Below are 21,433 nucleotides of genomic sequence, written 5' to 3'. Positions count from 1 at the left end.
AGTCCTCACCGCATGCTGGCGGCAAGGCATTCTTCCGCCTCAGCAATGGCCTGAGGCTCACCAACATGCAGCCATTGCCCGTCGAGGCGCAACCCGTAGAGCCGGCCGTTCGCGATGGCGCGGTCGTAGAAGACATTGGCGGAGAACGCTCCGTCCGGCGTTTCCGCGACGAGTTCCGGCTTCACGATAGAGACGCCCGCATAGACGAAGGGCACCATTTCGTCCTCCTTGCGGCGGCGCAGGCGCCCGCTCGGATCCATGCTGAAATCGCCGCGTCCCTCGTAGCCGACGCTTGTGGATAACGGCGCGACGAGCATCAGAATGTCCATTCGCGCCGGATCCCAGGTCGCCTTCAGGCGCGCGAGATTCGACTGCGGGCCTTCGATCCAGATCGAATCGGAGTTGAAGGTGATGAACGGATTGGCGCCGAGGAGCGGCAGCGCCTTCTTCACGCCGCCGCCGGTTTCCAGCACCGCGTCGCGCTCGTCGGAGACGACGATGTGCGGCATTTTGCGTGTGCGTAAGTGCGCTTCGAGCATGTCGGCGAAGTGATGCACGTTCACCACCACCGTCTCGACGCCCGCTTCATCGAGCCTGTCGAGCGCGAAATCGATCAGGGTTTTTCCACCCACCTTGACCAGCGGTTTGGGCATCGTCGCGGTGATCGGCATCATGCGCTTGCCCAGTCCGGCGGCAAGCACGATGGCGGAGATGGGAGCGGGGTGAGAAGCGTTGGACAAGGAAGGGCTCAGGGCGAGGGAGGAGTATCGTCGGCGGGCGGATGCGGGATAAGGCGCGGCAGGTAGGTTTCGTACCAAACCCTGAGCCGCGACAGCGCCGGATGGGCCAGGTTGCGCATGAGGTAGGCTTCGATGCGCGGCAGGTGCCTGAGATAATGCGGCTTGCCATCGCGCCGGTCGAGCCGGGCGAAGATGCCGAGAATCTTGGTGGCGCGCTGCGCACCCATGATGGCGTAGGCCCGCGCGAAGGCCGCCACGTCGAAGTCGGGATCGGCGGCCTTGCGCTCGCGGGCATAGAGGCCGATCAGCCTCAATTCGAGATCGGGCGTCACGGTCGCCCGCGCATCCTGGAGCAGGGAGGCCACGTCATAGGCGGGCGAGCCCAGCACCGCATCCTGGAAATCGATGATGCCGATCCGCTGCAATCCCTCGCGGTGAGGCATCCAGATCAGGTTCGGCGAGTGATAATCGCGCAGGGTCCAGGTCACGGTGCTCGAGAGGATTTCCGCGAGGGTCTCGGTCCAGAGATTGACGAACTCCGCCCGGGCGGAGCCCGAGAGCAGGGAGCCGATGATATGCGGCACATACCAATCGGGCAGAAGCTCCACTTCGATCAGCAGGGCTTCAAGATCGTAGGGCGGCAGAGCGTAGTCCTGTCCCTCGGTCACGGGCAGCACCTGGGGCAGGGCTGTGCCGTGAAGGCGGGCGAGAACCCGTGTCGCCTCCGCATAGCGTTCCGGGATCGGGCCGTTCGCATCCACTACGGGCTCGCTGCCGAGATCCTCCAGGATGAGCAGTCCCGTATCGAGATCCTCGCCATAGATCAGCGGCGCGCTGAAACCCAACGCCCGCAGGCCCCGGTCGACGGCGACGAAAGCATGGACGGTCTCGGCGAGCTTCGCGATGGTCGTATAGGGCTTGCCGCGGCGCACGGGCGGCCCGACGGGCCGGGGCGGCGAGATCATGAGCAAGGCGGTTTCGCCGGTGGGCTTCACCAGGCGCTCATAGGAGCGGATCACGGAGGCGTCGCTTTGCATCGGCATGCGGACGGCATCGGCCCAGCCGCTGCGCCCGACGAGGGCGTGGAACGCCTTGAGACGCTGGAGCCGCGGGCCGAATCCGCCGGAACCGGTGAGGATCGCGATCCGCCCGGAACCGTTGCTTCCGGGCGCGAAATCGAGCCGGATGTCGAGGCGTTCGGCCTTCAAGGCATCCTCGGCGCGCTCGGGCCATTCCACCAGGGTGACGGTGTTCTCCGTCGTCTCGTCCCAGCCCAGCTCGAACAGTTCCTGCCCGCCCCCGAGGCGGTAGAAATCCGCATGCACGATGGGAGGATGCGCGCCCTCGTAGGTTTGCATCAGGGTGAAGGTCGGGCTCGGGACTTCGAGATCCGGATCGCCCGCAAGCGCCCGGATGAGCGCGCGGGCGAGCGTCGTCTTGCCGGCGCCGAGGCCACCCGAGAGCGTGACGAGATCGCCCGGCCGCAGCTCGTCGATCAGAAGCCGCGCAAGGCGTTCCGTCGCTGCGTGGTCGGGCAGCGTCACGATCCAGGCCGAGCGCGACACGTCTTCCGCGGTCATGAGAGCCAATCCATTCACCATCGCCGATCCTTACTCTGCGGCGAGCGGTGGTACCGCATTCTGCCCGGAACGGCCATCCGAGGGCGACTCATATCTCTCGTTGGGGAAGATACAGGTCACGATGGTGCCGACGCCAGGAGTCGAGGCCAGCTCGATCCGCCCACCATGCAGCTCGACGAAGGAGCGCACGATGGAGAGGCCCAGGCCTACGCCACGATGGCGCGTTCCGAGCGTGTGGCTCTCGAACCGGTCAAAGACGCGGGCCTTGACTTCCGGCGGGATGCCCCGGCCCTGGTCCCTGACCTCGAAGATCACTTCGCCGCCGCTCTTGCGGGCCGAGACCGTGATGCTCTGGCTGGGCGACGAGAAGCCGACCGCGTTGGAGAGCAGATTGAACAGGATCTGCCGCACGCGCTTGCCGTCGGCCACGAAGGAGCCGATGTCCTCCGGGGTATCGATGATCACCTGAAGTGCGGATTCCGCGAGCCGGTCCTCGAGTCCGCGCATGGCGGCCTCGATGGTCGAGCGGATATCCACGATCTCGGGCGTCAGCTCGAGCGAGCCCGTGTCGATGGAGGCGAGGTCCAGAATGTCGTTGAGGATCGCCAGCAGCGCCGCCGAGGAGCGCATGATGTGATCCGTGTAGTCGCGCTGGCGCGGATTGAGCTCGCCGACCGTCTCGTCGCCGAGCAGCTGCGCGAAGCCGATCACGTTGGTCAGCGGCGAACGCAGCTCGTAGGACACGTGATGCACGAATTCGTCGCGCAGGCGCGAGGCGCGTTCCAAGGCCTCGTTGCGCTCGGTCAGCGCGCGCTCCACGCTCACGCTCGCCGTGACATCGATGAAGGTCAGAAGCGTCGCGCCGTCCGGCAGCGGCTGGGCGGTGCAGTCGAGGGCGGAGCCATCCCGACGTTCCATGCGGCAGCTCAGGCCCATGCGCATGTCGGGCAGGCCGGCCACCGCGCCACGGATGTCGATCCACGGCTCGTCCTGCGGTGCGAGCAGGCGGCAGGCCTTGATCACCGCATCGATATGCGGGTGTTCCGAAGGCATGTCCGGCGGCAGCTGCCACATATCGGCGAAAGCGCGGTTGTACAGCTTGAGGCGTCCGTCCGAGCTGAACACCGCGACACCCTCCTTCAGGGTGTCGAGGGTCTCGCTCTGCACGCGGGTGAGCGCGGTGACCTGCGATTCCAGCTGGAAGCGCTCGCTCACGTCGTCGAAGAGATAGGTCACGCCCCCTTGCGGGTTCGGGTTCATCACCACGCGCAGGGTGCGGCGGTCGGGCAGGTGCCACCAGGTCTCGTTCGATTCGACGGCGCGGTAGCTCGCGAGGAATTCGGCCTTCCAGGCCCTGAAATCCGCCTGCTCCGGCAGCTTGCGGGCCGCATAGAGACGGTCGAGCACTTCGCTGTCCGTAGGGCGGGAGGACAGGAAGGCGGAATCGAGTCCCCAGAGCTGCTGATAGGCGGCATTGCTGAAGATGAGCTGCTGCGACCCGTCGAAGATCGCAACGGCGGTCGGCAATTGATCGAGGGTGCGCACATGGGCATCCATCTGCCGCTGCAGATCGGTGCGGACCGCTTCGAGTTCCGAGACATCGACGGCGATGCCGGCGCTTCCGCCTGGGGTCGGGCGCTCGACCACGTCGAGGATCGAGCGCTGCCCCGCCATGACGGCGGTGACGCGGGCGGAGAAGGTTGCCCCGCTCTTGCGCTGTCTCGACGATTCCTCGCGTGTCTTCTGGCCGAGCAGATCAAGGGAGCGGGCCGTGGCATCGGCGATGTCGGAAGCCTCGATGGAATGGAGATAGGCCTGATTGGCCCAGACCAGCCGGTCCGTTCCGTCGCGGATCCAGAGCGGATAGACGACCGAATCGAGAAGCGTGGTGATGGAGCGCAGGTCGTCGCGCGCGCCAGCCAGTTCGGCTCGCGCCGCCATCAGTTCCGCCCGATCCCCGGTGACGTCGCGCAGGCGCAGGATCGCCCGCCCGCCGATGGTGCGGCCTTCCACATCGATGAACCGGTTGGCGAGGCTGCGTGCCGTAAGGCGAAAGGCTTCGCCGCGCTGCTTCAACTGCTCCAGGGCGCCGTCGAGGGCGGAGGCGTCGGCTGGCGACAGCCAAGCCCCGAAAGCAAGCGCCCGCTTGGCGGGAGCGCCGTCGCCGACGATGGAGGGATCGCCTTCGAAGCGGGGCTCGCCGTCCCGTCCCTGCCAGCTCACCAGAAGCTGGCGTTCCGAGCCCATCAGCAGGGTCGCCAAGTCGTCTACGCCACGCAAGGCCGTCAATTCGCCGCGCAGCGCCCGCTCCAGCCGGACATGGCGCCGCTGTTCGCGCAACAGCATCAGAGCGGTGGTCGTCGAGAAGGCGACGAGTCCCATGAAGAGCCCGAAATAGGCCGCGTTTTCGAGCTCGAAATTTTGCAGGAATCCGAGAAGGTCGGAGGCCTTCTCGGCGAAGGGCACGGAAAGATCGATGGCCAGCGCCGGCCGGGACGTACCCGCCAGAAACGTCAGCGCCAGGGGAGCGTTGAGGGGCGTGCGGGCAAAGATCGGGCGCGGTTTCGCGCTGCCTTTGCCGCCATCGTGACGCTCCCTGTGCAGGGCCATTCCGCGCTGTCCTTCCCTTCGCTCGCGACCCGACGCGGGTCAAAATGATCCGGCCCCGGCGGGTCTTTCGACGCCGCAGGAATGGGTCTCGCATACGCATGAACGGGAACTGCCGACCCGGCTCGCAAACCCGACACAACCGGACGAATCGCGCCCACTCTAGACCACCCCCGACTCCGCCAGGAAGAGGGTTAAGGCCCTCTTAAGGTTCCTTTGGAGAACCTGTGGACAATTTGTCGATGTGTATTGCAGGCGGGCGACACATGGGGGTCAGGCCGGTCGAATCGGACCGGAAAGGGGCATGAAAAAAGCCCGGCAAAGCCGGGCTTTCCTCGATATCGCGATGGCGCGGGATCAGTAGCGGTAGTGATCCGGCTTGAACGGGCCGGTCTCGGACACGCCGATATAGGAGGCCTGATCGGGCCGCAGCTTGGTCAGCTTCACGCCGATCTTCTCGAGATGCAGCGAGGCCACCTTCTCGTCCAGGTGCTTGGGCAGGGTGTAGACCTTGCGCTCGTACTTGCCCGCGTTGTTCCAGAGCTCGATCTGGGCCAGCGTCTGGTTGGTGAAGGAGGCCGACATCACGAAGGACGGGTGGCCCATGGCGTTGCCGAGGTTCACGAGACGGCCTTCCGAGAGCAGGATGATGCGGTGACCGTCGGCGAAAGTGATTTCGTCGACCTGCGGCTTGATGTTGGTCCACTTGAGGTTCTTGAGGCCCGCGACCTGAATCTCGTTGTCGAAGTGGCCGATATTGCAGACGATGGCTCGATCCTTCATGGCGCGCATGTGATCGAGGGTGATGACGTCCTTGTTGCCGGTGGCGGTGACGAAGATGTCGGCGCGGGGAGCGGCGTCCTCCATCGTGGTCACTTCATAGCCTTCCATCGCGGCCTGGAGCGCGCAGATCGGATCGACTTCCGACACCAGCACGCGGCAGCCGGCCTGGCGAAGCGAAGCCGCCGAGCCCTTGCCCACGTCGCCGAAGCCCGCGACCATGGCGACCTTGCCCGCCATCATCACGTCCGTTCCGCGGCGGATGCCGTCGACGAGCGATTCACGGCAACCATAGAGGTTGTCGAACTTCGACTTGGTGACCGAGTCGTTCACGTTGATGGCCGGGAAGAGGAGCTTGCCCTCCTTCGCCATGATGTAGAGGCGGTGGACGCCGGTGGTGGTCTCTTCCGACACGCCCTTGATGGACTTGGCGACTTCCGCGAACCAGCCCTTCGGCTTTTCTTTCAGAAGGCGCTTGATGAGCGCGAAGAGGACTTCCTCCTCTTCCGCGCCGGGCTTCTCGAGGAAGGCCACGTCGCCCTGCTCGGCGCGCAGGCCGAGATGGACGAGCATGGTGGCGTCGCCGCCGTCGTCGAGGATCATGTTCGGCACGCCGCCGCCATGCCAGTCGAACAGCTTGGCGGTGTAGTCCCAGTACTCGGTCAGCGTCTCGCCCTTATAGGCGAAGACCGGGATGCCGGCGGCGGCAATGGCGGCAGCCGCGTGATCCTGGGTCGAATAGATGTTGCACGACACCCAGCGGATATCCGCGCCGAGATGCTTCAGGGTCTCGATCAGAACCGCCGTCTGGATCGTCATGTGGAGCGAGCCGGCGATGCGGGCGCCTTTCAGGGGCTGCTTCGGGCCGTATTCCTCGCGGATGGCCATGAGGCCGGGCATCTCGGTCTCGGCGATCGAGATTTCCTTGCGGCCGAAATCGGCGAGGCTGATGTCTTTGACGATGTAGTCGCGCGCGTCGTTCGCGCTCTTCTGTGCGGCTTGGCTCATGGGACTCTCTGTCTGCACGGTTGGATTGGCGCCGTGTTTATCAGAGAGTACGGAGAGAGGCAATCAACATATAAAGATGTCTTTATATGTTGTCCGGGGCGTTTTCCGCGAAAGGCGCGGGCGTTGCGTCGGCTTGAGGCCTTTATTCGTCTTCGCCGAACTTGTTGGTGACCAGATCGTCGATCGCCTGCAGACAGGAGGCCGCATCCTGGCCCTTGGCCGTGACTGTGATGGTGGTTCCCTGCGCCGCCGCGAGGGTTAGAAGACCCATGATGGAGCGGCCGCCCACCGTCTCGCCGCAGCGGGTTACGGTGACGTCGGAATCGAAGCGCTCGACGGTCTGGACGAATTTGGCGGAAGCGCGGGCATGCAGGCCGCGGCGATTGGTGATCCGGATTTCCCGGGCCTGAGCTCCATCGGGGACGGGAGCGGGGGGACAGTCCTCGTCGGTGGAGTGGTCCATGCGATTCATTTTCCCGTCAGAACGCGCGATGCAACGTTGATATATTTCCGTCCCGCTTCCTGAGCATGGGAAACGGCATCGGTCAACGATTCCTCGTCCCTGACGCTGGCCAGCTTGATCAGCATCGGCAGGTTGATGCCCGCGACGACCTCGACAGAGCTGCCGTTCATGCATGAGAGGGCAAGGTTTGAGGGCGTTCCCCCGAACATGTCCGTCAGGACCACGACCCCGCTTCCCGAATTGACGCGGCACACGGCGGCCATGATGTCCTTGCGCCGCGTCTCCATATCGTCGTCAGGTCCGATCGTGATCGTTTCAAGCTGTTCCTGAGGCCCCACCACGTGCTCTAGCGCGGCCTTGAACTCCGTCGCGAGTTGCCCGTGGGTGACGAGCACCATGCCAATCATAATGTTACTGGTCCGATCGCTCCGTTGAGCGGAGCCGCTATTTTGTGCACCGCGAAGCTAAGCGCAAGAGCACGGAAGATAAAAACTTCATCACAGTGTCACGACTGCGTCGTAAACACCACTCATGCTGCTCAGGGCGATATCCAGCAAAGGTGCCCCAGTTCTGGCCTGAATGCGACGGAGCAAGACGCCGCACAGGTGCACCTGCGAGTCCGTCGCCTCGGGATGGCGGGTCGGCTCGCCCTCCGAGAGATCGATCACTAGGCGGATGACGGCGGCCGGCTCGAACGGAACCCGCACAATCCCGACGCCGCGAATCTCGACGCAGCCGGCGATGGGAGCCATGGGGCGGGCGACGAGGCGGCCGTTCCGGGCTTCGAGACGGGTCCGGTCGTCGCTGACCAGACAGGCGAACAGCCCCGACTGATTCGCTTCGCGAACGAGTTCGCGGGCCAGGGTCGACTTGCCGGTGCCCGGCATGCCCCGGATCAGAAGTCCCGCCTCGCCCAGGGCGACGCAGCCCGCGTGAATGCTTTCTCCCGGGGGGCTCCTCATCCCTGTTGACCCGCGGCGGGCAGGCGGATGACGAAGCGGGCGCCAAGCCGCGTCGGCTCCCCGGTCTCGTCGGGCGGCCCAAGTCGGTTCTCCGCCCTGATGGTTCCGCGATGGGCCTCGATGATTTGGCGCGAGATGGACAGGCCCAGGCCCGAATTCTGGCCGAAACCCTGTTCCGGACGATCTGTGTAGAAACGTTCGAAGATCCGGTCGAAGGCATGCGGCTCGATGCCGGGGCCGTCATCCTCCACGATGATTTCGATACCGCCCTTCCGGCGCCGCAGGAAGATCCGCACCGACCCGTCGGGCGGCGAGAAGGAGCGGGCATTGTCGATCAGGTTGTTGAACACCTGGCCCAGCCGGTTGTCGTGGCCGAATACGATGAAGGGATTGCGCCCCTGCGGCTCGACTTTAAGCACGACGATCGGATCGTGCTCACGCCGGCGCTCGTTCGCGACGGACACCACCGCCTCGAGAAGCCGGGCCATGTCCACCGGCTCGGCATCGGCCCGGGCCAGCTCCGCATCGAGGCGGGACGCATCCGAGATGTCGCTGATCAGCCGGTCGAGACGTTTCACGTCGTGCTGGATGATCGACATGAGCCGTGTCCGGGAATCGTCGTTGCGGGCGAGCGGCAGGGTCTCGACGGCGCTGCGCAGGGAAGTGAGCGGATTCTTCAGCTCATGCGCCACATCCGCCGCGAAGCTCTCGATGGCGTCGATCCGGTTGTAGAGCGCCCGCGTCATGTCGCGCAGCGCCCCCGAGAGATGGCCGATTTCATCCGAGCGGTTGGTGAAATCCGGGATCTCCTGGCGTGATTTCGTGCCCCAGCGAACACGCTCCGCCGCTTCCGCCAGACGCCTCACGGGGCCGGCGATGGCACCCGCGAGCAGGAGCGAGAGAACGATCATGACGACGGCCGCCACCAGGAAGACCTGAAGCAGGGCGAATCTTTCCGAGGCAATGATGCCGTCTATGTCGCCCCCGAGCGTCGAGAGCAGCAACACCCCCTGAACCGCCCTGAAGCGCTGGATCGGCACCGCCACCGAGACGATGGTCTCGCCGCGCGCATTGGTGCGGACTTCGTTCGCGCGCTGGCCCGCGAAGGCCTGCTGCACTTCCGGAAGGGATTTGCCGTTGGTCGGGCCGGGCTCTTCGAAGACGGCCCTCTTCTTGCGGACGAAGACGCCGCGGATCGTATTCCAGCCGCGCTCGATGAAGCTCGTATCCTCGTCCGCGACGGGCGGCAGGTCCTGCCGGAAGATGTCGCCCCGGGAATAGAAATTGCGGGAATCCAGAAGGAGGGCGCCTTCCCGGTCGAAGATCCGGGCCCGGGTCCTCGTTGGCGTCACCAGCCGGCGCAGGAGCGGGGCGACCCGTTCGGGATTGATCGAGAATTCGAGGGGCGAGAAGTTTTCCTCGTTGAACCGCTCGGTCTGGCCCGCCTGCATCTGCAGGAGCTTGTCCGGGTCGATGGTGATCGCATCGGTGTCCACCGTCGCCGAGCTGGCGATGGCGCCGGCGATGATCTCGCCTTGCGTGAGAAGGCTCAGGACCCGCGCCTCGATCAGCCCCTGGCGGAACTGGTTGAGATAGAGAAAGCCGATCAGGAGGGCGACGAGCCCGCCGAGATTGAGCACCACGATGCGCCGTGTCAGGCTCGACGAGGCGCGCTGCGTCAGGATGCGGCCGACGCGCCTCAGGCGCGCCAGAACGCCACGCGGCGGGAGAGGGTCGTCGGTTGCTGCTTCGGCGTGGATCGGGTCAGCCTTCATGCCTCTCTCAGGCTAGAGCGTTTTCGATGAGACACATTTTCTTGCGCAAAACCGGAAGCCACTTTTGCGGAAAATGCTTTATCTCGAACGTCAGCCTTCCTTGAAGCGATAGCCGACGCCGTAGAGGGTCTCGATCATTTCGAAGTTCTGGTCAACCGACTTGAACTTCTTGCGCAGCCGCTTGATGTGGCTATCGATCGTGCGGTCGTCCACATAGACCTGATCGTCATAGGCCGCGTCCATGAGCGCGTTGCGGCTTTTCACCACGCCGGGGCGGGTGGCGAGCGCCTGCAGGATCAGGAATTCCGTGACGGTCAGCGTCACCGGTTCGCCCTTCCAGGTGCAGGCGTGGCGCTCCGGGTCCATCTTCAGCTGGCCCCGCTCGAGGGCCTTCGCATCCGCCTCGCGGGGAGTCGACTGGTCCCGCGGCGCAAAACGGCGCAGAACGGCCTTGACGCGCTCCACCAGCAGCCTTTGCGAGAAGGGTTTCCGGATGAAGTCGTCGGCGCCCATCTTGAGGCCGAACAATTCGTCGATTTCCTCATCCTTGGAAGTGAGGAAGATGACCGGAAGATCGGATTTCTGGCGCAGGCGGCGCAGAAGCTCCATACCATCCATGCGCGGCATCTTGATGTCGAAGATCGCCAGATCCGGCGGGGCATGCTTCAGGCCGTCCAGGGCCGAGGCGCCATCCGTATAGGTCTGGATCCGGTATCCTTCCGCCTCCAGGGCAATGGATACGGAGGTGAGAATGTTGCGATCGTCATCGACGAGAGCGATCGTTGGCATGAACTCTTCCTTGCTAAAAAATCAAGTGGCGTCAGCATGTTGCAAGACAACGCCAAAGGCAACAAAACGTGTCCAACTGCGCCTTTCTGATGGCATAAGTAAGGTCTCCCCAGCGAAGTGCCAGGGGGGTGTGTCACAATCGGGATTATTGAGGGCCCAGCCTCAACCGGAGGTGAACGGGCATAAGGCGAGGTTCCCGGATAAAATGGAATGAAATGGAACGCCTCAGTTGACGGCGACGCTCCATGTCCTAAACAATCCCCTCCGTGCTCAAGCGGCGGGAAACCTCGTACCGCTTGGACCGATCAGAGGACAGCGCCATCAGGCATGGCATCCGGGCCGCCAAAGGCGGCTGGCTATCAGGAGAAGTCTTTCGTGGACACAATCGGCGTCTTCAACAGCGCGCACGGCGCTGAGGCTTTCGGCCTACGCAATCTGAAACGGGTCTATTGGAACCTCGAGGCGCCTTCGCTCTACGAGCAGTCCCTGACCCGGGGCGAGACCAAGCTCGTCCAGGGTGGCGCGCTTCTCGCCGAGACCGGCGTGCACACGGGTCGTTCGCCCAAGGACAAGTTCGTGGTGCGGGATGCAGCGACCGAGGACGCCGTGTGGTGGGAGAATAACGGCTCCATCACACCCGAGCAGTTCGACATCCTGCTACGGGACTTCCTCGCCCATGCCGAAGGCAAGGAGCTGTTCGCGCAGGACCTTTATGGCGGGGCCGATCCGGCCTACCGGGTCAAGGCGCGGGTCTTCACGGAATTCGCCTGGCACTCCCTGTTCATCCGCAACCTCCTGATCCGCCCGGACCAGGGCGAGCTCAAGGGCTACGTGCCTGACCTCACCATCATCGACCTGCCCTCGTTCAAGGCCGACCCCGCCCGCCACGGCTGCCGCTCGGAGACGGTCATCGCCTGCGATTTCACGCGCAAGATCGTGCTGATCGGCGGCACTTCCTACGCGGGCGAGATGAAGAAGTCGGTCTTCACCTATCTCAACTACGCGCTGCCCGCCGAGCACGTCATGCCGATGCATTGCTCGGCCAATGTGGGCCATACCAGCGATGTGGCTGTGTTCTTCGGCCTCTCGGGTACCGGCAAGACGACTCTCTCCGCCGATCCGAACCGCACCCTGCTCGGCGACGACGAGCATGGCTGGGGCCCGAACGGCGTGTTCAATTTCGAGGGCGGCTGCTACGCCAAGACCATCCGTCTCTCCCGCGAGGCGGAGCCGGAGATCTTCGCCACCACCGAGCGTTTCGGCACGGTGCTGGAAAACGTGGTCATCGACCCGATTACCCGCGTGCCGGATTTCGACGATGCGTCGAAGACGGAGAACACGCGTTGCGCCTATCCGCTCGATTTCATCCCGAATGCGAGCGTCACCGGTCGCGCCGGCATCCCGAAGAACATCGTGATGCTCACCTGCGATGCCTTCGGCGTCCTGCCCCCCATCGCCAAGCTGACCCCGGCGGAAGCCATGTATCACTTCCTCTCCGGCTACACCGCGAAGGTGGCGGGCACGGAAAAGGGCGTGAAGGATCCGGAGGCGACGTTCTCCACCTGCTTCGGCGCACCCTTCATGCCGCGCCATCCGTCCGTGTACGGCAATCTGCTGCGCGATCTCATCGCCAAGCACCATGTGGATTGCTGGCTCGTCAACACGGGCTGGACCGGCGGAAAATACGGCACCGGCCGGCGCATGCCGATCCGCGTCACGCGCCGCCTGTTGACAGCGGCGCTCGACGGTTCGCTCTCCCGCGCCGATTTCCGCCGCGATCCTTACTTCGGCTTCGCGGTGCCGACCTCGGTGCCCGGCGTCGAGCCGCATATCCTCTATCCCGTCAAGACTTGGGCTGATAAGGCCGCCTTCGCCCAGACCGCGAAGCGCCTCGTCGACATGTTCAACGAGAACTTCAAGCGTTTCGAGGGCCACGTCGACGCCGACGTGCGCGCCGCCGCACCGCAGACATCGATTGCGGCATAGCGAACTTTGTTACATTAATGCTTGAATAGTGTAAAAGGCGGCCTATGGGTCGCCTTTTCATTTCATGTCACCAAACGGTGTTGCTTTCAGTCATCACCCTCGGTCTTACCGCTTCGCCGGCTATGGCCGAGGTTTGCGATAAGGTTCTGGGAGACTGGGCCCCTCTCTGGCTCATGCATGCGCCTTTATGGGTTTATCTCGTCAACGAGGTGTTTTCCTTCCTGACGCTGATCCTGCTAGGCGTCGCTGTCCTGAACTTTCTCTCTCAGGAACTGCGGTGGCTTACTCTGACGGCAATGATCTTCTCTGCGTCGATCTCGTGGATATCCGTGTGGGAAAACCTCTATCCTCACCGCATCGTGGAAGCCGCGCGGGAAGAGGGATGTGGCGGAAGTTACCTTGCAGGTGCTATCGTTTCTCCCATCGTCACGGCGATCCTGCTGGCGTCTTTCCTCTCTGTCATTCTCCGTAAGAAAAAACTGTAAGTATCGATGGATATTCTCGTCATCGGGGCCGGAATCGTCGGCCTGGCCATCGCCCGCGCGCTCGGTCTACGCGGCCATAGCGTGATCGTGGCCGAGGCGACGGGCGGCATCGGCAACGGCGTATCCTCGCGCAACAGCGAGGTGATCCATGCGGGGATGTATTATCCTTCCGGATCCCTGCGCGCGCGCCACTGCGTCGCCGGGCGGCGGATGCTCTATGCATTCTGCGAGAGCCACGGCGTGCCGCATGCCAGATGCGGCAAGCTCATCGTGGCGACGAACGATCTCGAACAGGCCAAGATCGAGGGCATCTACGAGCAGGGCATCGCCAACGGCGTCGAGGGCCTGTCCTTTCTGTCGGCTGCCGAGGCGAAGGCGCTCGAGCCGAACCTCGCCTGCACGGGCGCAGTGCTCTCCCGTGAGACGGGCATCATCGACAGCCATGCCCTGATGCTGGCGCTCCAGGGCGATCTCGAAGCCGTGGGCGGCATGATCGCCTTCCATTCCCCCGTCGAGCGCATCGCAAGGGCCGGCTCCGGATGGGAGGTGCATGCGGGCGGCGCCGAAAAGGCGGTGATTCCCGTCGATGCGGTCGTCAATTCGGCGGGCCTCGGCGCGCAGGCGCTGGCCCGCGCGACCGAGAGTTATCCGAAAGCGGAAGTGCCGCGCCTCGTTCTCGCCAAGGGCAATTATTTCGGCTGCCTCGGCAAGCCCGCCTTTTCGCACCTGATCTATCCGGCTCCCGTCGAAGGCGGGTTGGGAACCCACGTCACCCTCGACCTTGCCGGGCGCATGCGCTTCGGGCCCGATGTGGAATGGGTTGATCGGGAGGATTACGAGGTCGATCCGCGCCGCGCGGAGAGTTTTTACGCGTCCATCCGCCGTTACTGGCCCGGCCTTCCCGACGGCGCCCTGGTGCCGGATTATGCGGGCATTCGTCCCAAGCTGACGGGACCCGGCGAGAAGGCGGCGGATTTCATGATCGAGGGTCCGGCCGAGCATGGCTTGGCCGGTCTGGTGCATCTGTTCGGCATCGAAAGCCCGGGGCTGACGTCATGCCTGTCGATTGCCGAGGATGTGGCGGAGCGGCTGGGTGCGTGACGCTATTCCCCTCCCCCTTGCGGGGAGGGCAGGGGTGGGGGTGGTTCAGCTTGGTGAGCGGTGCCGAGAGAAAGGCACTGTATCGGCCACGCATCTTCATCACGACGCGCAGCGCTTCGACTTTGCGACCCCCACACTCGGTCCCTCCTCGCAAGGGGGAGGGAAGACGATTGCACCCTATGCCCTGAAGAACAGGAACGTCGCGATGAGGAAGGTCGGGATCAGCACTGCGCCCGACCACAGCATGTAGCCGAAGAAGCTCGGCATCTTCACGCCGCCGTCGCGGGCAATGGCATAGACCATGAAGTTCGGAGCGTTGCCGATATAGGAATTCGCGCCCATGAAGACCGCGCCCGCCGAAATGGCGGCGAGCGAAAGTGCGCCGGTCGTCATGAGCTTTTGCGGATCGCCGCCCGCGAGCTCGAAGAAGACGAGATAGGTCGGGGCGTTGTCGAGGAAGGAGGACAGGCCGCCGGTGAGCCAGAAATAGGCGGCGTTGTTGGCGCTGCCATCCGGGTTCGACACGAGGGCGACGAGCGGCGCGAAGGGGCCCTCCGCGCCGGCCTTGAGCATGGCGAGAACCGGAATGATGGCGATGAAGATGCCGGCGAACAGTTTCGCGACCTCCTGGATCGGCCCCCAGGAAAAGCCGTTCTCGAGCCGGTGCTCCTTCGGCGTGAGCGCGAGCGACGTGAAAGTCACCGCGACCATGATGAGATCGCGAAGGGCATTGGCCCGTTCGATCTCGATGCCGAGGAGCGTGATGTTGCCAAGATCCACCGTCGCGCTCATCAGGATCGCGCCGATGATGACGGCGATCAGCAGGAAGTTGATGCCGCCCGTGACGCGCACCGGCTGATCCGGCGTCGGGTCGGGGCGGATATGGCCTTCCTTCCGGTAGATGATGGAATCGAGCAGGAAGAAGACGGCCAGCACGAGCCCGCCGACGAACAGCGTCTCGGGCCAGAGATGCTGCGTCGTCCAGAAGAAATCGACGCCGCGCAGGAAGCCGAGGAAGAGCGGCGGATCGCCCAGCGGCGTGAGCGAGCCGCCGATATTCGACACGAGGAAGATGAAGAACACGAACACATGGGCGTTGTGCCGCCGGTCGTCGTTCGCTCGCAATACGGGGCGGATCATCACCATGGATGCGCCCGTGGTGCCGATGAAGCTTGCGAGCCCGGTGCCGATGGCGAGGAGTACGGTGTTCGTGACGGGCGAGCCGTGAAGATTGCCGCGCACCACGACGCCGCCCGCCACCGTGAACAGGGCGAGAAGCAGCAGGATGAACGGGATGTATTCGAGAAAAGCCGTGTGAGCGAGAGCATGCAGGGCGGCCTCCGGCCCGGCGATCAGGCCCATGGGGATGAGGACGAGCAGACCCCACAGGGCGGCGATCTTGCCCTGGTGATGCTCCCAGGTATGGGCGGCCAGAAGCGGAAACAGCGCGATGGACAGCAGAATTCCTGCGAAGGGCAGTGCCCATAAGGCGCTCAAGCTTCGCCCGTCGAGCTCGGCCGCGAAGGCGGCCTCGGGCAAAACGGTCAGGGCGGTGGCGAGCGCCAGACTCAAGGCACGAAGCATGCTGTTTCCCCATGTCGCCAGTTCGGCTGGCGCTATCCTATGGCGCGTAAGGTGTAGGGGAACGACGCCGAAGCCGCAACGGCCCCTCCATTAACCGGCTGTTCACCAAGCCTGAAAGACAGTAAACATAGTTTCATAAAGCGTTGAACGCCCCGGGGGTTAAGACACCGATGTGCCGCTTTCTAGCTTATCGGGGAGAGCCGATCTTCCTTGCCGATCTCGTCTGCGCGCCGGCCCATTCGCTGGTGCATCAATCGCTCCACGCGATCGAGGCCAAGACCGAGACCAACGGCGACGGCTTCGGCATCGGCTGGTATGGAGAGCGGACCGAGCCGGGGCTCTACCGGGAAGTCCGTCCCGCCTGGTCCGACGAAAATCTGAGAAGCCTGTGCGATCAGGTGCGCTCCCGCCTGTTCTTCGCCCATGTGCGCGCTTCCACCGGCACCTCGACTACGCGGGCCAATTGCCATCCGTTCACCCATGGCCGTCATCTCTTCATGCATAACGGCCAGATCGGCGGCTATGGGCGCATCAAGCGCCGTCTCGAGGCGCTCATTCCGGACGAACTTTACGACACGCGCGTCGGTACAACGGATTCGGAGGCGATTTTTCTCCTCGCGCTCGCCAACGGCCTCGGCACGGAGCCGGTCGCCGCCATGGCGCGAACCTTGAAGACCGTGCGCGGCCTGATGGACGAGGCCGGGATCGACGAACCGTTCAGGTTTACCGCTGCCTTCACCGACGGGGAAAGCCTCTTCGCCTATCGCTGGTCCTGCGATGCGAAGCCCCCGACCCTCTATTTCCGTGAGGAGCCGGACGGTCTTCTGGTGGTTTCGGAACCCATCGACGACAAGGATCGCGGCTGGCGCGAGGTCCCCAAGGGCTGCACCCTCGTCGCCCGCGCGGGCGAGGCGATCCGGGTCGAGTGCCTCAACGAGGCGATCAGCTCTCTGGCGGCCTGAAGCCGCGTTTCAACGGAATCGACGCGTTCTCGAGAGAAGAGCGCATCGGATGATCCCAAAAGTGGAATCCGCTTTTGGGTCCGCTGCTTTACGCGTTCAGTCCGATACCCGGCGACGATAGCAGGGGCAGAAGGGCGCCTTTGAGGGCTTCCATCTGAAGCTCCGTCTCGGATGGGGCCTGTCCGGTCTCCGAACCGATCTGCATCCGCAGCCGCGCATTTTCCCGCGCCAGCCGATCGTTTTCGGCCATGAGAGCCGCAAGCTTCTCCTCCGCCTGCCGGGCCCGGGCCAGCGCGGCATCGCGCTCCTGCTCCCGGATCCCGATCCGGTCACGCCAGAGGCGGGTCGCAATTGTTTCGGCTTCATCACTCATCGGCTACTCCACGCACGCGCTGCGAACCTGGGAGAGGGCGGGACCATCGCACCATCACCAGTCCGCAGGCCGACATTGCGCACGCGACTCTTAAGGCATCGTTGCCATTCACCCGATGGGTTCGTCTGAGAGGCCGGTTTCGAACCAGAGCATTTTCTTTCAAAAAACCGGGGCCATCTTACGAGCGGAGTTCACAAAACGGGCTCTAGCCGTCGAACTCCGGATAGTGCCTGAAAATCCCTTCCTCGTTGAAAGGGATGCGCCGGTCGCTTTCGAGATAGGCTTTGATGCGCGGCCGCTTTGCGACCGCATCGTGCAGAGTTGCGACACGCGGTGCGTCCTTCAGGGCGCGCTTCATCGCCCTGGGAAAGGCATAGGATAAACCTTCCACCACCTGAAACAGGGAGAGATCGGCATAGGTTACCGACGCGCCGACGAGATGTCTGTCGCCGGAAGGGTTGCGGGCCAGTATCGTTTCGAACCAGTCGAGGAATTTCGGGATCCGGTCCTTGCGGAAATCCGTGGCGCGCCGGGCCGCTTCCTGCTTCTGATCCTCATAATAGAGGTTTGGGCCGAGCGGGTGGTGCGTGTCATGCGCTTCCGTCACCAGATCGGCGATGGTGAGCTGGATTTGATGCGTCCAGAGCCGCCCCGCCTCGCTCTTCGGCGCGATGTTGTGGTGCTGGCCCAGATGAAGAAGGATTACTGCCACTTGGCCGATGATGAGATCGCCATCCTTCAGGAAGGGCGGCGCGAAGGGCGGATGCTCGGCGCTGTCCATCATCCGCATCATCGCGGCCATGCCCTTCGGCGTCCGGGCCACGTCGACATAATTCGCCCCGGCCTCCTCCAGCGCCAGCCGCACGAACTCGCCGCGTCCCTGAATGCTGGGCCAGTAGTAGAGTTCATAGGGCATGTGGCGCTCCCGCGTTTCGGTGGGCAACGCGAGGGAATATAGAAGAGGTTCCCTCCCTTATCACGACAGTTGTCCCTGGCGATCTTGCGCGAGTCACCTCCTGCTCTGGCGCGGGAGGCTGCCATGACCGGCGTGGTCATCGGGCAGCTGCTCGAACTCTGGTGTACGGAGTTGCGCCAGGTCGAAGCTCAGGGGCTGGTCCGTCCGGTCGGCCGGCTATTCGGCCTTGCCGTTTGATGAATCCATCGGGTGGGCTCGTTATGCCCTTTCCAAGTTCCTGCTATTAAGGCGAGTGCTGATCAGGACAATCGACTCTTTACGTCCTGTAGAGCAGGCGCCGGTCGCGCGGAAATGAGAGGAGAGGGCCCCCAGCCGGAGCGTGATCGCGCTTCAAGCCTGCGAACGATGAGTGCAGCCGGATACCCGACCGCAAAGTAGAGAATTCCCGTCACTGTATAGACGGTGAAATATTGATAGCTCCGGGCCGATATGATCTGACCCGTAAACATGAGTTCCTGCACTGTAACAACCGATGCAAGCGCGGTGTCCTTGAAGAGCGCGATCAGGTAATTGCCCAGGGCAGGCAGCACAATTTTGAACGCCTGCGGCAGCACGATCAGTCTGAACGTGAGGAATGGCGGCAACGCAAGCGAGCTGGCCGCTTCGACCTGGCTGCGCGGAACGGCTTGGATCCCGCTGCGATAGACCTCGCTCATATATGCAGTGTAGTTTGCCGTCAGTCCGATGATTGCTGCGGTGAATGGTTCAAGGCGGATCCCGACGCTCGGAAGGACATAATAAATATACAAAAGCTGAAGGATCAGCGGCGTTCCTCGTAGGAACTCGACATAGGCATCCGCCGGCAGGCGGATCCAACGCGAGTGCGCCAGCCTCGCGAGGGCGACCGGAATTGCGAGAACCCCGGCAAGCACGATGACAATGAGCGTCAGGAGAACAGTGGTCAGCAATCCTTTGAGAAGGACGTCGCCATAATCCCAAATAACCGAAAGGTTTAAAAGATCCATTCTCTATTCTGCCTGCCCCGATGGGGCAGGCAGTCCTGCGAGTATTCGGAGAGGTCAGAGAGGAAAGAAGAACAGATTGCGATTGGACAATCCATATTTCTTGAGAATGGCTGAGACGGTGCCGTTGCCGCGTGTCTCGGCGAGTGCCTGCGTATAAGCGGCGCGCAGGGAGCAGTCTTCCTTGCGAACAGCGTAGCGGGCGTAACCATAGCCGTACTTGAAGATGAGCTCGTCCGGAACTTTAACGTTGCCTACGATTTCGATGGGCGCCGACTTGTTCGCATCGAGAAATTCGAGAACCTTCACGTCGTCTTCGACGATGGCGGGAACGCGTCCGGTCGAGATTGCGGCAAATTCCTCAGCATCCGTTTGGAAGGCAACGACATCAGCCCCGATTTTCCGCAGGTACTCATCGGCAGCGGAGCCCGCGATCGCGCCGATCTTTTTTCCCTTCAGCATGTCAAAGGACGTCAGCTTCTCGGGATTCCCTTTCTGGGTGACGATGGCCGGTCCGTACCACCACGCAGGTCCTGTGAAGGACACCACTTTCAGTCGATCCGGTGTTATGTGGATGTTGGAGGAAACCGTATCGATGCGTTTCGCTAGAAGAGCCGGAATGAGCTGCCCGAACGGCGCGACCTCATACCGAATCTTCGAGACGCCCATCCATTTCAAGGCCGCCTCATTGATTTCCACGTCGAGTCCGCTCGCTTTGCCGGTTGCCGGATCAAGCGAGGTATAAGGCGGGGAGGGGGAGATCCCCAGCGTTATGCCATCCTTCACGGCTCTCTGATAGGAGCCGTCCCCGCACGAGTCGAACAGGGGCGATGCCTCATGTTGGAACTCCTGCGCGCTGGCGGTCGTGATGAAAAGGCTCAGTGTGAGCCCAATGGCTGTTCTCCACATGGTTCCTTCCTCCGCAGATTTCAGCTGCCCGCTTTTGTGGTTCTTATGATGTTGCACGGTCGTTGTGTGCTTCCGTGAGCTATTCAACTCGCATTGATGCCGAATGACGAGGTTCCTGTATTCGCCTCTCTCCAGGGCATCCGGTCTAATCCATTTGTGCCATTCTGCCCCTCATGCGGGAGGCGGCAGGGTCCTTCGGGTCATGCAAAGAGCGAAGATGCATCCGGAACGAACCGGGCGACCTTATCGCGGTCGATTTCGATCCCCAGACCAGGCTGATCGGGGATAGCCAGATAGCCTTCGTCATCGAGTTTGAAGGGCTGGGCCAGGATTCCGTCCACATAGGGGCTCCCGCCGATGAACTCGACAAGATCCGCATCGGGGAAGGCCGCGGCCATTTGCAGATCGGCGGCGACGCCAAGCGCCGTGTTCCAGCCATGGCCGATATATTTGACGCCGAGATCCGCTGCCATCCAGGCGATCCGGCGCTGCTCGCTGATGCCGCCGACCTTTGTGACGTCCGGCTGCACGATATCGAATGCGCCTCGGGTCAGCCATGGGATAAAAGCCTGCCGACGGGTCAAAACCTCTCCACCGGCAATCGGGACCGGGCTTATGCGCCTGAGATGGCAGAAATCGTCAATGGCGTCGGGCTTGAGCCCCTCTTCGAACCAACCGACATCGTAATCCTTCAGCATTTCGGCTGTCCGAATCGCCCATTTGAGCCCATGTGGCCAATGTGCGTCGCTCGCACCGGCATCGACGAGCAGCCTGTTGCCATCTCCCGCAGCTTCGCGCGCAGCGCGGACGATGGCTTCGTCGAGCTTCGTATCCTGCGCCCGTCCGAACGGGCCCCAGCCGATCTTGAACGCGCGGAAGCCCTTTGCGCGATATTCGGCGACGATATCGCGCATCCTTGCCGGCTCCTCCATGAGAAGCGAACAATAGGGCTGAACGCGCTGCCGGTAGGTTCCTCCGAGCAGGCGTCCCACTGGCATTCCGGTGGCCTTGCCCAGAATGTCCCACAGGGCGATGTCGATGCCGCTAATGGTGTGAGTCAGCGTCCCGCCCCGGCCCATCCAGAAAGTGTTCTGGTGAAGTTTTTCTGTGACGCGCTCCGGTTCCAGCGCGTTCTCTCCAGCATAGAGCGGCTCAAGGACCTTTAAGCTGGCCTGGACAAGGCGCCCGTCGGTAAAGGCGCTGCCAAAACCCGTAATCCCAGCATCCGTATGAACAGCAACGATGGCATGGATTGAATCCTCGGGCTTGATCTCGGCCGACCATCCTCCTTTCGGGCTTTCCCCGAAGAGCGGAGCAGCCTCGATCGACCGGATCTTGATGGGTGGAATGGCCGTCGAATGCTGGGTTGGAGCAGCCGCTGCATATGCCAT

The 21,433-nt window shown here is 63.2% G+C and carries 20 protein-coding genes; 5 read left to right on the top strand and 15 right to left on the bottom strand.

Translation table 11 applies throughout. The features are described from left to right. Window positions 1–5 precede the first annotated feature (5 nt). From AB4Y97_RS01325 to AB4Y97_RS01285, 9 genes are all read right to left on the bottom strand, one after another. Window positions 6–740 (bottom strand): nucleotidyltransferase family protein, encoded by a 735-nt coding sequence (locus AB4Y97_RS01325; RefSeq protein WP_441997189.1) that lies wholly within the window; start codon window positions 738–740, stop codon window positions 6–8. 8 nt (window positions 741–748) lie between these two features. After that, on the bottom strand, window positions 749–2,320 hold the full coding sequence (tsaE, locus tag AB4Y97_RS01320) for a tRNA (adenosine(37)-N6)-threonylcarbamoyltransferase complex ATPase subunit type 1 TsaE (RefSeq protein WP_441997188.1): 1,572 nt from the start codon (window positions 2,318–2,320) through the stop codon (window positions 749–751). 30 nt (window positions 2,321–2,350) lie between these two features. Beyond that, window positions 2,351–4,930: a PAS-domain containing protein gene (locus tag AB4Y97_RS01315; RefSeq protein WP_441997187.1), complete on the bottom strand. Its 2,580-nt coding sequence runs from the start codon at window positions 4,928–4,930 to the stop codon at window positions 2,351–2,353. A 354-nt stretch (window positions 4,931–5,284) separates the two neighbouring features. Further along, a complete protein-coding gene (gene ahcY / locus AB4Y97_RS01310) occupies window positions 5,285–6,715 on the bottom strand; it encodes an adenosylhomocysteinase (protein WP_441997186.1) in 1,431 nt (476 codons plus the stop codon). Window positions 6,716–6,857: 142 nt separating this feature from the next. Next, entirely contained in the window at window positions 6,858–7,178 is a 321-nt protein-coding gene (locus AB4Y97_RS01305; RefSeq protein ID WP_441997185.1) for an HPr family phosphocarrier protein, read from the bottom strand. A gap of 5 nt (window positions 7,179–7,183) precedes the next feature. Next, window positions 7,184–7,585, bottom strand: a complete 402-nt coding sequence (locus AB4Y97_RS01300) for a PTS sugar transporter subunit IIA (protein WP_441997184.1) — start codon at window positions 7,583–7,585, stop codon at window positions 7,184–7,186. Window positions 7,586–7,675: 90 nt separating this feature from the next. Then, on the bottom strand, window positions 7,676–8,140 hold the full coding sequence (locus tag AB4Y97_RS01295; protein ID WP_441997183.1) for an HPr kinase/phosphorylase: 465 nt from the start codon (window positions 8,138–8,140) through the stop codon (window positions 7,676–7,678). Next, on the bottom strand, window positions 8,137–9,915 hold the full coding sequence (locus AB4Y97_RS01290) for a stimulus-sensing domain-containing protein (RefSeq protein ID WP_441997182.1): 1,779 nt from the start codon (window positions 9,913–9,915) through the stop codon (window positions 8,137–8,139). Before AB4Y97_RS01290 ends, AB4Y97_RS01295 begins: the two co-directional genes overlap by 4 nt. Window positions 9,916–10,005: 90 nt before the next feature. Beyond that, the gene (locus AB4Y97_RS01285) at window positions 10,006–10,704 is read right to left on the bottom strand and encodes a response regulator transcription factor (protein ID WP_441997181.1); all 699 of its coding nucleotides are present in this window, start codon (window positions 10,702–10,704) and stop codon (window positions 10,006–10,008) included. A 375-nt stretch (window positions 10,705–11,079) separates the two neighbouring features. On the opposite strand from AB4Y97_RS01285, the gene AB4Y97_RS01280 reads away from it, so the two are divergent. The 3 genes from AB4Y97_RS01280 to AB4Y97_RS01270 are packed head-to-tail and all read left to right on the top strand — an operon-like array spanning window position 11,080 to window position 14,276. Beyond that, a complete protein-coding gene (locus tag AB4Y97_RS01280; RefSeq protein ID WP_441997180.1) occupies window positions 11,080–12,690 on the top strand; it encodes a phosphoenolpyruvate carboxykinase in 1,611 nt (536 codons plus the stop codon). A 44-nt stretch (window positions 12,691–12,734) separates the two neighbouring features. Next, the gene (locus AB4Y97_RS01275; RefSeq protein ID WP_441997179.1) at window positions 12,735–13,175 is read left to right on the top strand and encodes a hypothetical protein; all 441 of its coding nucleotides are present in this window, start codon (window positions 12,735–12,737) and stop codon (window positions 13,173–13,175) included. A 6-nt stretch (window positions 13,176–13,181) separates the two neighbouring features. Beyond that, the gene (locus AB4Y97_RS01270) at window positions 13,182–14,276 is read left to right on the top strand and encodes an NAD(P)/FAD-dependent oxidoreductase (protein WP_441997178.1); all 1,095 of its coding nucleotides are present in this window, start codon (window positions 13,182–13,184) and stop codon (window positions 14,274–14,276) included. 177 nt (window positions 14,277–14,453) lie between these two features. Here the strand turns inward: AB4Y97_RS01270 and AB4Y97_RS01265 are convergent, their stop codons facing one another. After that, window positions 14,454–15,860, bottom strand: a complete 1,407-nt coding sequence (locus AB4Y97_RS01265) for a sodium:proton antiporter (protein WP_441997177.1) — start codon at window positions 15,858–15,860, stop codon at window positions 14,454–14,456. A gap of 170 nt (window positions 15,861–16,030) precedes the next feature. Here AB4Y97_RS01265 and AB4Y97_RS01260 point away from each other — a divergent pair, with 170 nt between their 5' ends. Beyond that, a complete protein-coding gene (locus AB4Y97_RS01260) occupies window positions 16,031–16,822 on the top strand; it encodes a class II glutamine amidotransferase (RefSeq protein ID WP_441997176.1) in 792 nt (263 codons plus the stop codon). Between the two features lie 88 nt (window positions 16,823–16,910). On the opposite strand, the gene AB4Y97_RS01255 is transcribed toward AB4Y97_RS01260, so the two are convergent. Together AB4Y97_RS01255 and AB4Y97_RS01250 are read right to left on the bottom strand one after the other, a co-directional pair. Further along, the gene (locus AB4Y97_RS01255) at window positions 16,911–17,195 is read right to left on the bottom strand and encodes a hypothetical protein (RefSeq protein WP_441997175.1); all 285 of its coding nucleotides are present in this window, start codon (window positions 17,193–17,195) and stop codon (window positions 16,911–16,913) included. A gap of 205 nt (window positions 17,196–17,400) precedes the next feature. Then, the gene (locus tag AB4Y97_RS01250; RefSeq protein WP_441997174.1) at window positions 17,401–18,111 is read right to left on the bottom strand and encodes a glutathione S-transferase; all 711 of its coding nucleotides are present in this window, start codon (window positions 18,109–18,111) and stop codon (window positions 17,401–17,403) included. Window positions 18,112–18,195: 84 nt separating this feature from the next. Here AB4Y97_RS01250 and AB4Y97_RS01245 point away from each other — a divergent pair, with 84 nt between their 5' ends. Continuing rightward, window positions 18,196–18,348: a hypothetical protein gene (locus AB4Y97_RS01245; protein ID WP_441997173.1), complete on the top strand. Its 153-nt coding sequence runs from the start codon at window positions 18,196–18,198 to the stop codon at window positions 18,346–18,348. 62 nt (window positions 18,349–18,410) lie between these two features. Here AB4Y97_RS01245 and AB4Y97_RS01240 read toward each other — a convergent pair whose 3' ends face one another. From AB4Y97_RS01240 to AB4Y97_RS01230, 3 genes are all read right to left on the bottom strand, one after another. Next, window positions 18,411–19,136 (bottom strand): amino acid ABC transporter permease, encoded by a 726-nt coding sequence (locus tag AB4Y97_RS01240; protein ID WP_441997172.1) that lies wholly within the window; start codon window positions 19,134–19,136, stop codon window positions 18,411–18,413. A gap of 54 nt (window positions 19,137–19,190) precedes the next feature. Beyond that, a complete protein-coding gene (locus AB4Y97_RS01235; RefSeq protein ID WP_441997171.1) occupies window positions 19,191–20,042 on the bottom strand; it encodes a substrate-binding periplasmic protein in 852 nt (283 codons plus the stop codon). Between the two features lie 200 nt (window positions 20,043–20,242). Next, on the bottom strand, window positions 20,243–21,433 hold the full coding sequence (locus AB4Y97_RS01230) for a mandelate racemase/muconate lactonizing enzyme family protein (protein WP_441997170.1): 1,191 nt from the start codon (window positions 21,431–21,433) through the stop codon (window positions 20,243–20,245).

The organism is Microvirga sp. 2TAF3 (genome assembly GCF_052114965.1).
Taxonomy (GTDB): Bacteria; Pseudomonadota; Alphaproteobacteria; order Rhizobiales; family Beijerinckiaceae; genus Microvirga.
The sequence above is the reverse complement of the archived record's forward strand: the minus strand, read 5'-3'. Positions and strand labels throughout refer to the sequence as shown.

Coding starts and splice junctions, on each gene's coding strand:
- tsaE (WP_441997188.1), bottom strand. CDS start 2,320: ATGACCGCGGAAGACGTGTCGCGCTCGGCCTGGATCGTGACGCTGCCC.
- AB4Y97_RS01315 (WP_441997187.1), bottom strand. CDS start 4,930: ATGGCCCTGCACAGGGAGCGTCACGATGGCGGCAAAGGCAGCGCGAAA.
- ahcY (WP_441997186.1), bottom strand. CDS start 6,715: ATGAGCCAAGCCGCACAGAAGAGCGCGAACGACGCGCGCGACTACATC.
- AB4Y97_RS01305 (WP_441997185.1), bottom strand. CDS start 7,178: ATGGACCACTCCACCGACGAGGACTGTCCCCCCGCTCCCGTCCCCGAT.
- AB4Y97_RS01300 (WP_441997184.1), bottom strand. CDS start 7,585: ATGATTGGCATGGTGCTCGTCACCCACGGGCAACTCGCGACGGAGTTC.
- AB4Y97_RS01295 (WP_441997183.1), bottom strand. CDS start 8,140: ATGAGGAGCCCCCCGGGAGAAAGCATTCACGCGGGCTGCGTCGCCCTG.
- AB4Y97_RS01290 (WP_441997182.1), bottom strand. CDS start 9,915: ATGAAGGCTGACCCGATCCACGCCGAAGCAGCAACCGACGACCCTCTC.
- AB4Y97_RS01285 (WP_441997181.1), bottom strand. CDS start 10,704: ATGCCAACGATCGCTCTCGTCGATGACGATCGCAACATTCTCACCTCC.
- AB4Y97_RS01275 (WP_441997179.1), top strand. CDS start 12,735: ATGGGTCGCCTTTTCATTTCATGTCACCAAACGGTGTTGCTTTCAGTC.
- AB4Y97_RS01270 (WP_441997178.1), top strand. CDS start 13,182: ATGGATATTCTCGTCATCGGGGCCGGAATCGTCGGCCTGGCCATCGCC.
- AB4Y97_RS01265 (WP_441997177.1), bottom strand. CDS start 15,860: ATGCTTCGTGCCTTGAGTCTGGCGCTCGCCACCGCCCTGACCGTTTTG.
- AB4Y97_RS01260 (WP_441997176.1), top strand. CDS start 16,031: ATGTGCCGCTTTCTAGCTTATCGGGGAGAGCCGATCTTCCTTGCCGAT.
- AB4Y97_RS01255 (WP_441997175.1), bottom strand. CDS start 17,195: ATGAGTGATGAAGCCGAAACAATTGCGACCCGCCTCTGGCGTGACCGG.
- AB4Y97_RS01250 (WP_441997174.1), bottom strand. CDS start 18,111: ATGCCCTATGAACTCTACTACTGGCCCAGCATTCAGGGACGCGGCGAG.
- AB4Y97_RS01240 (WP_441997172.1), bottom strand. CDS start 19,136: ATGGATCTTTTAAACCTTTCGGTTATTTGGGATTATGGCGACGTCCTT.
- AB4Y97_RS01235 (WP_441997171.1), bottom strand. CDS start 20,042: ATGTGGAGAACAGCCATTGGGCTCACACTGAGCCTTTTCATCACGACC.
- AB4Y97_RS01230 (WP_441997170.1), bottom strand. CDS start 21,433: ATGGCATATGCAGCGGCTGCTCCAACCCAGCATTCGACGGCCATTCCA.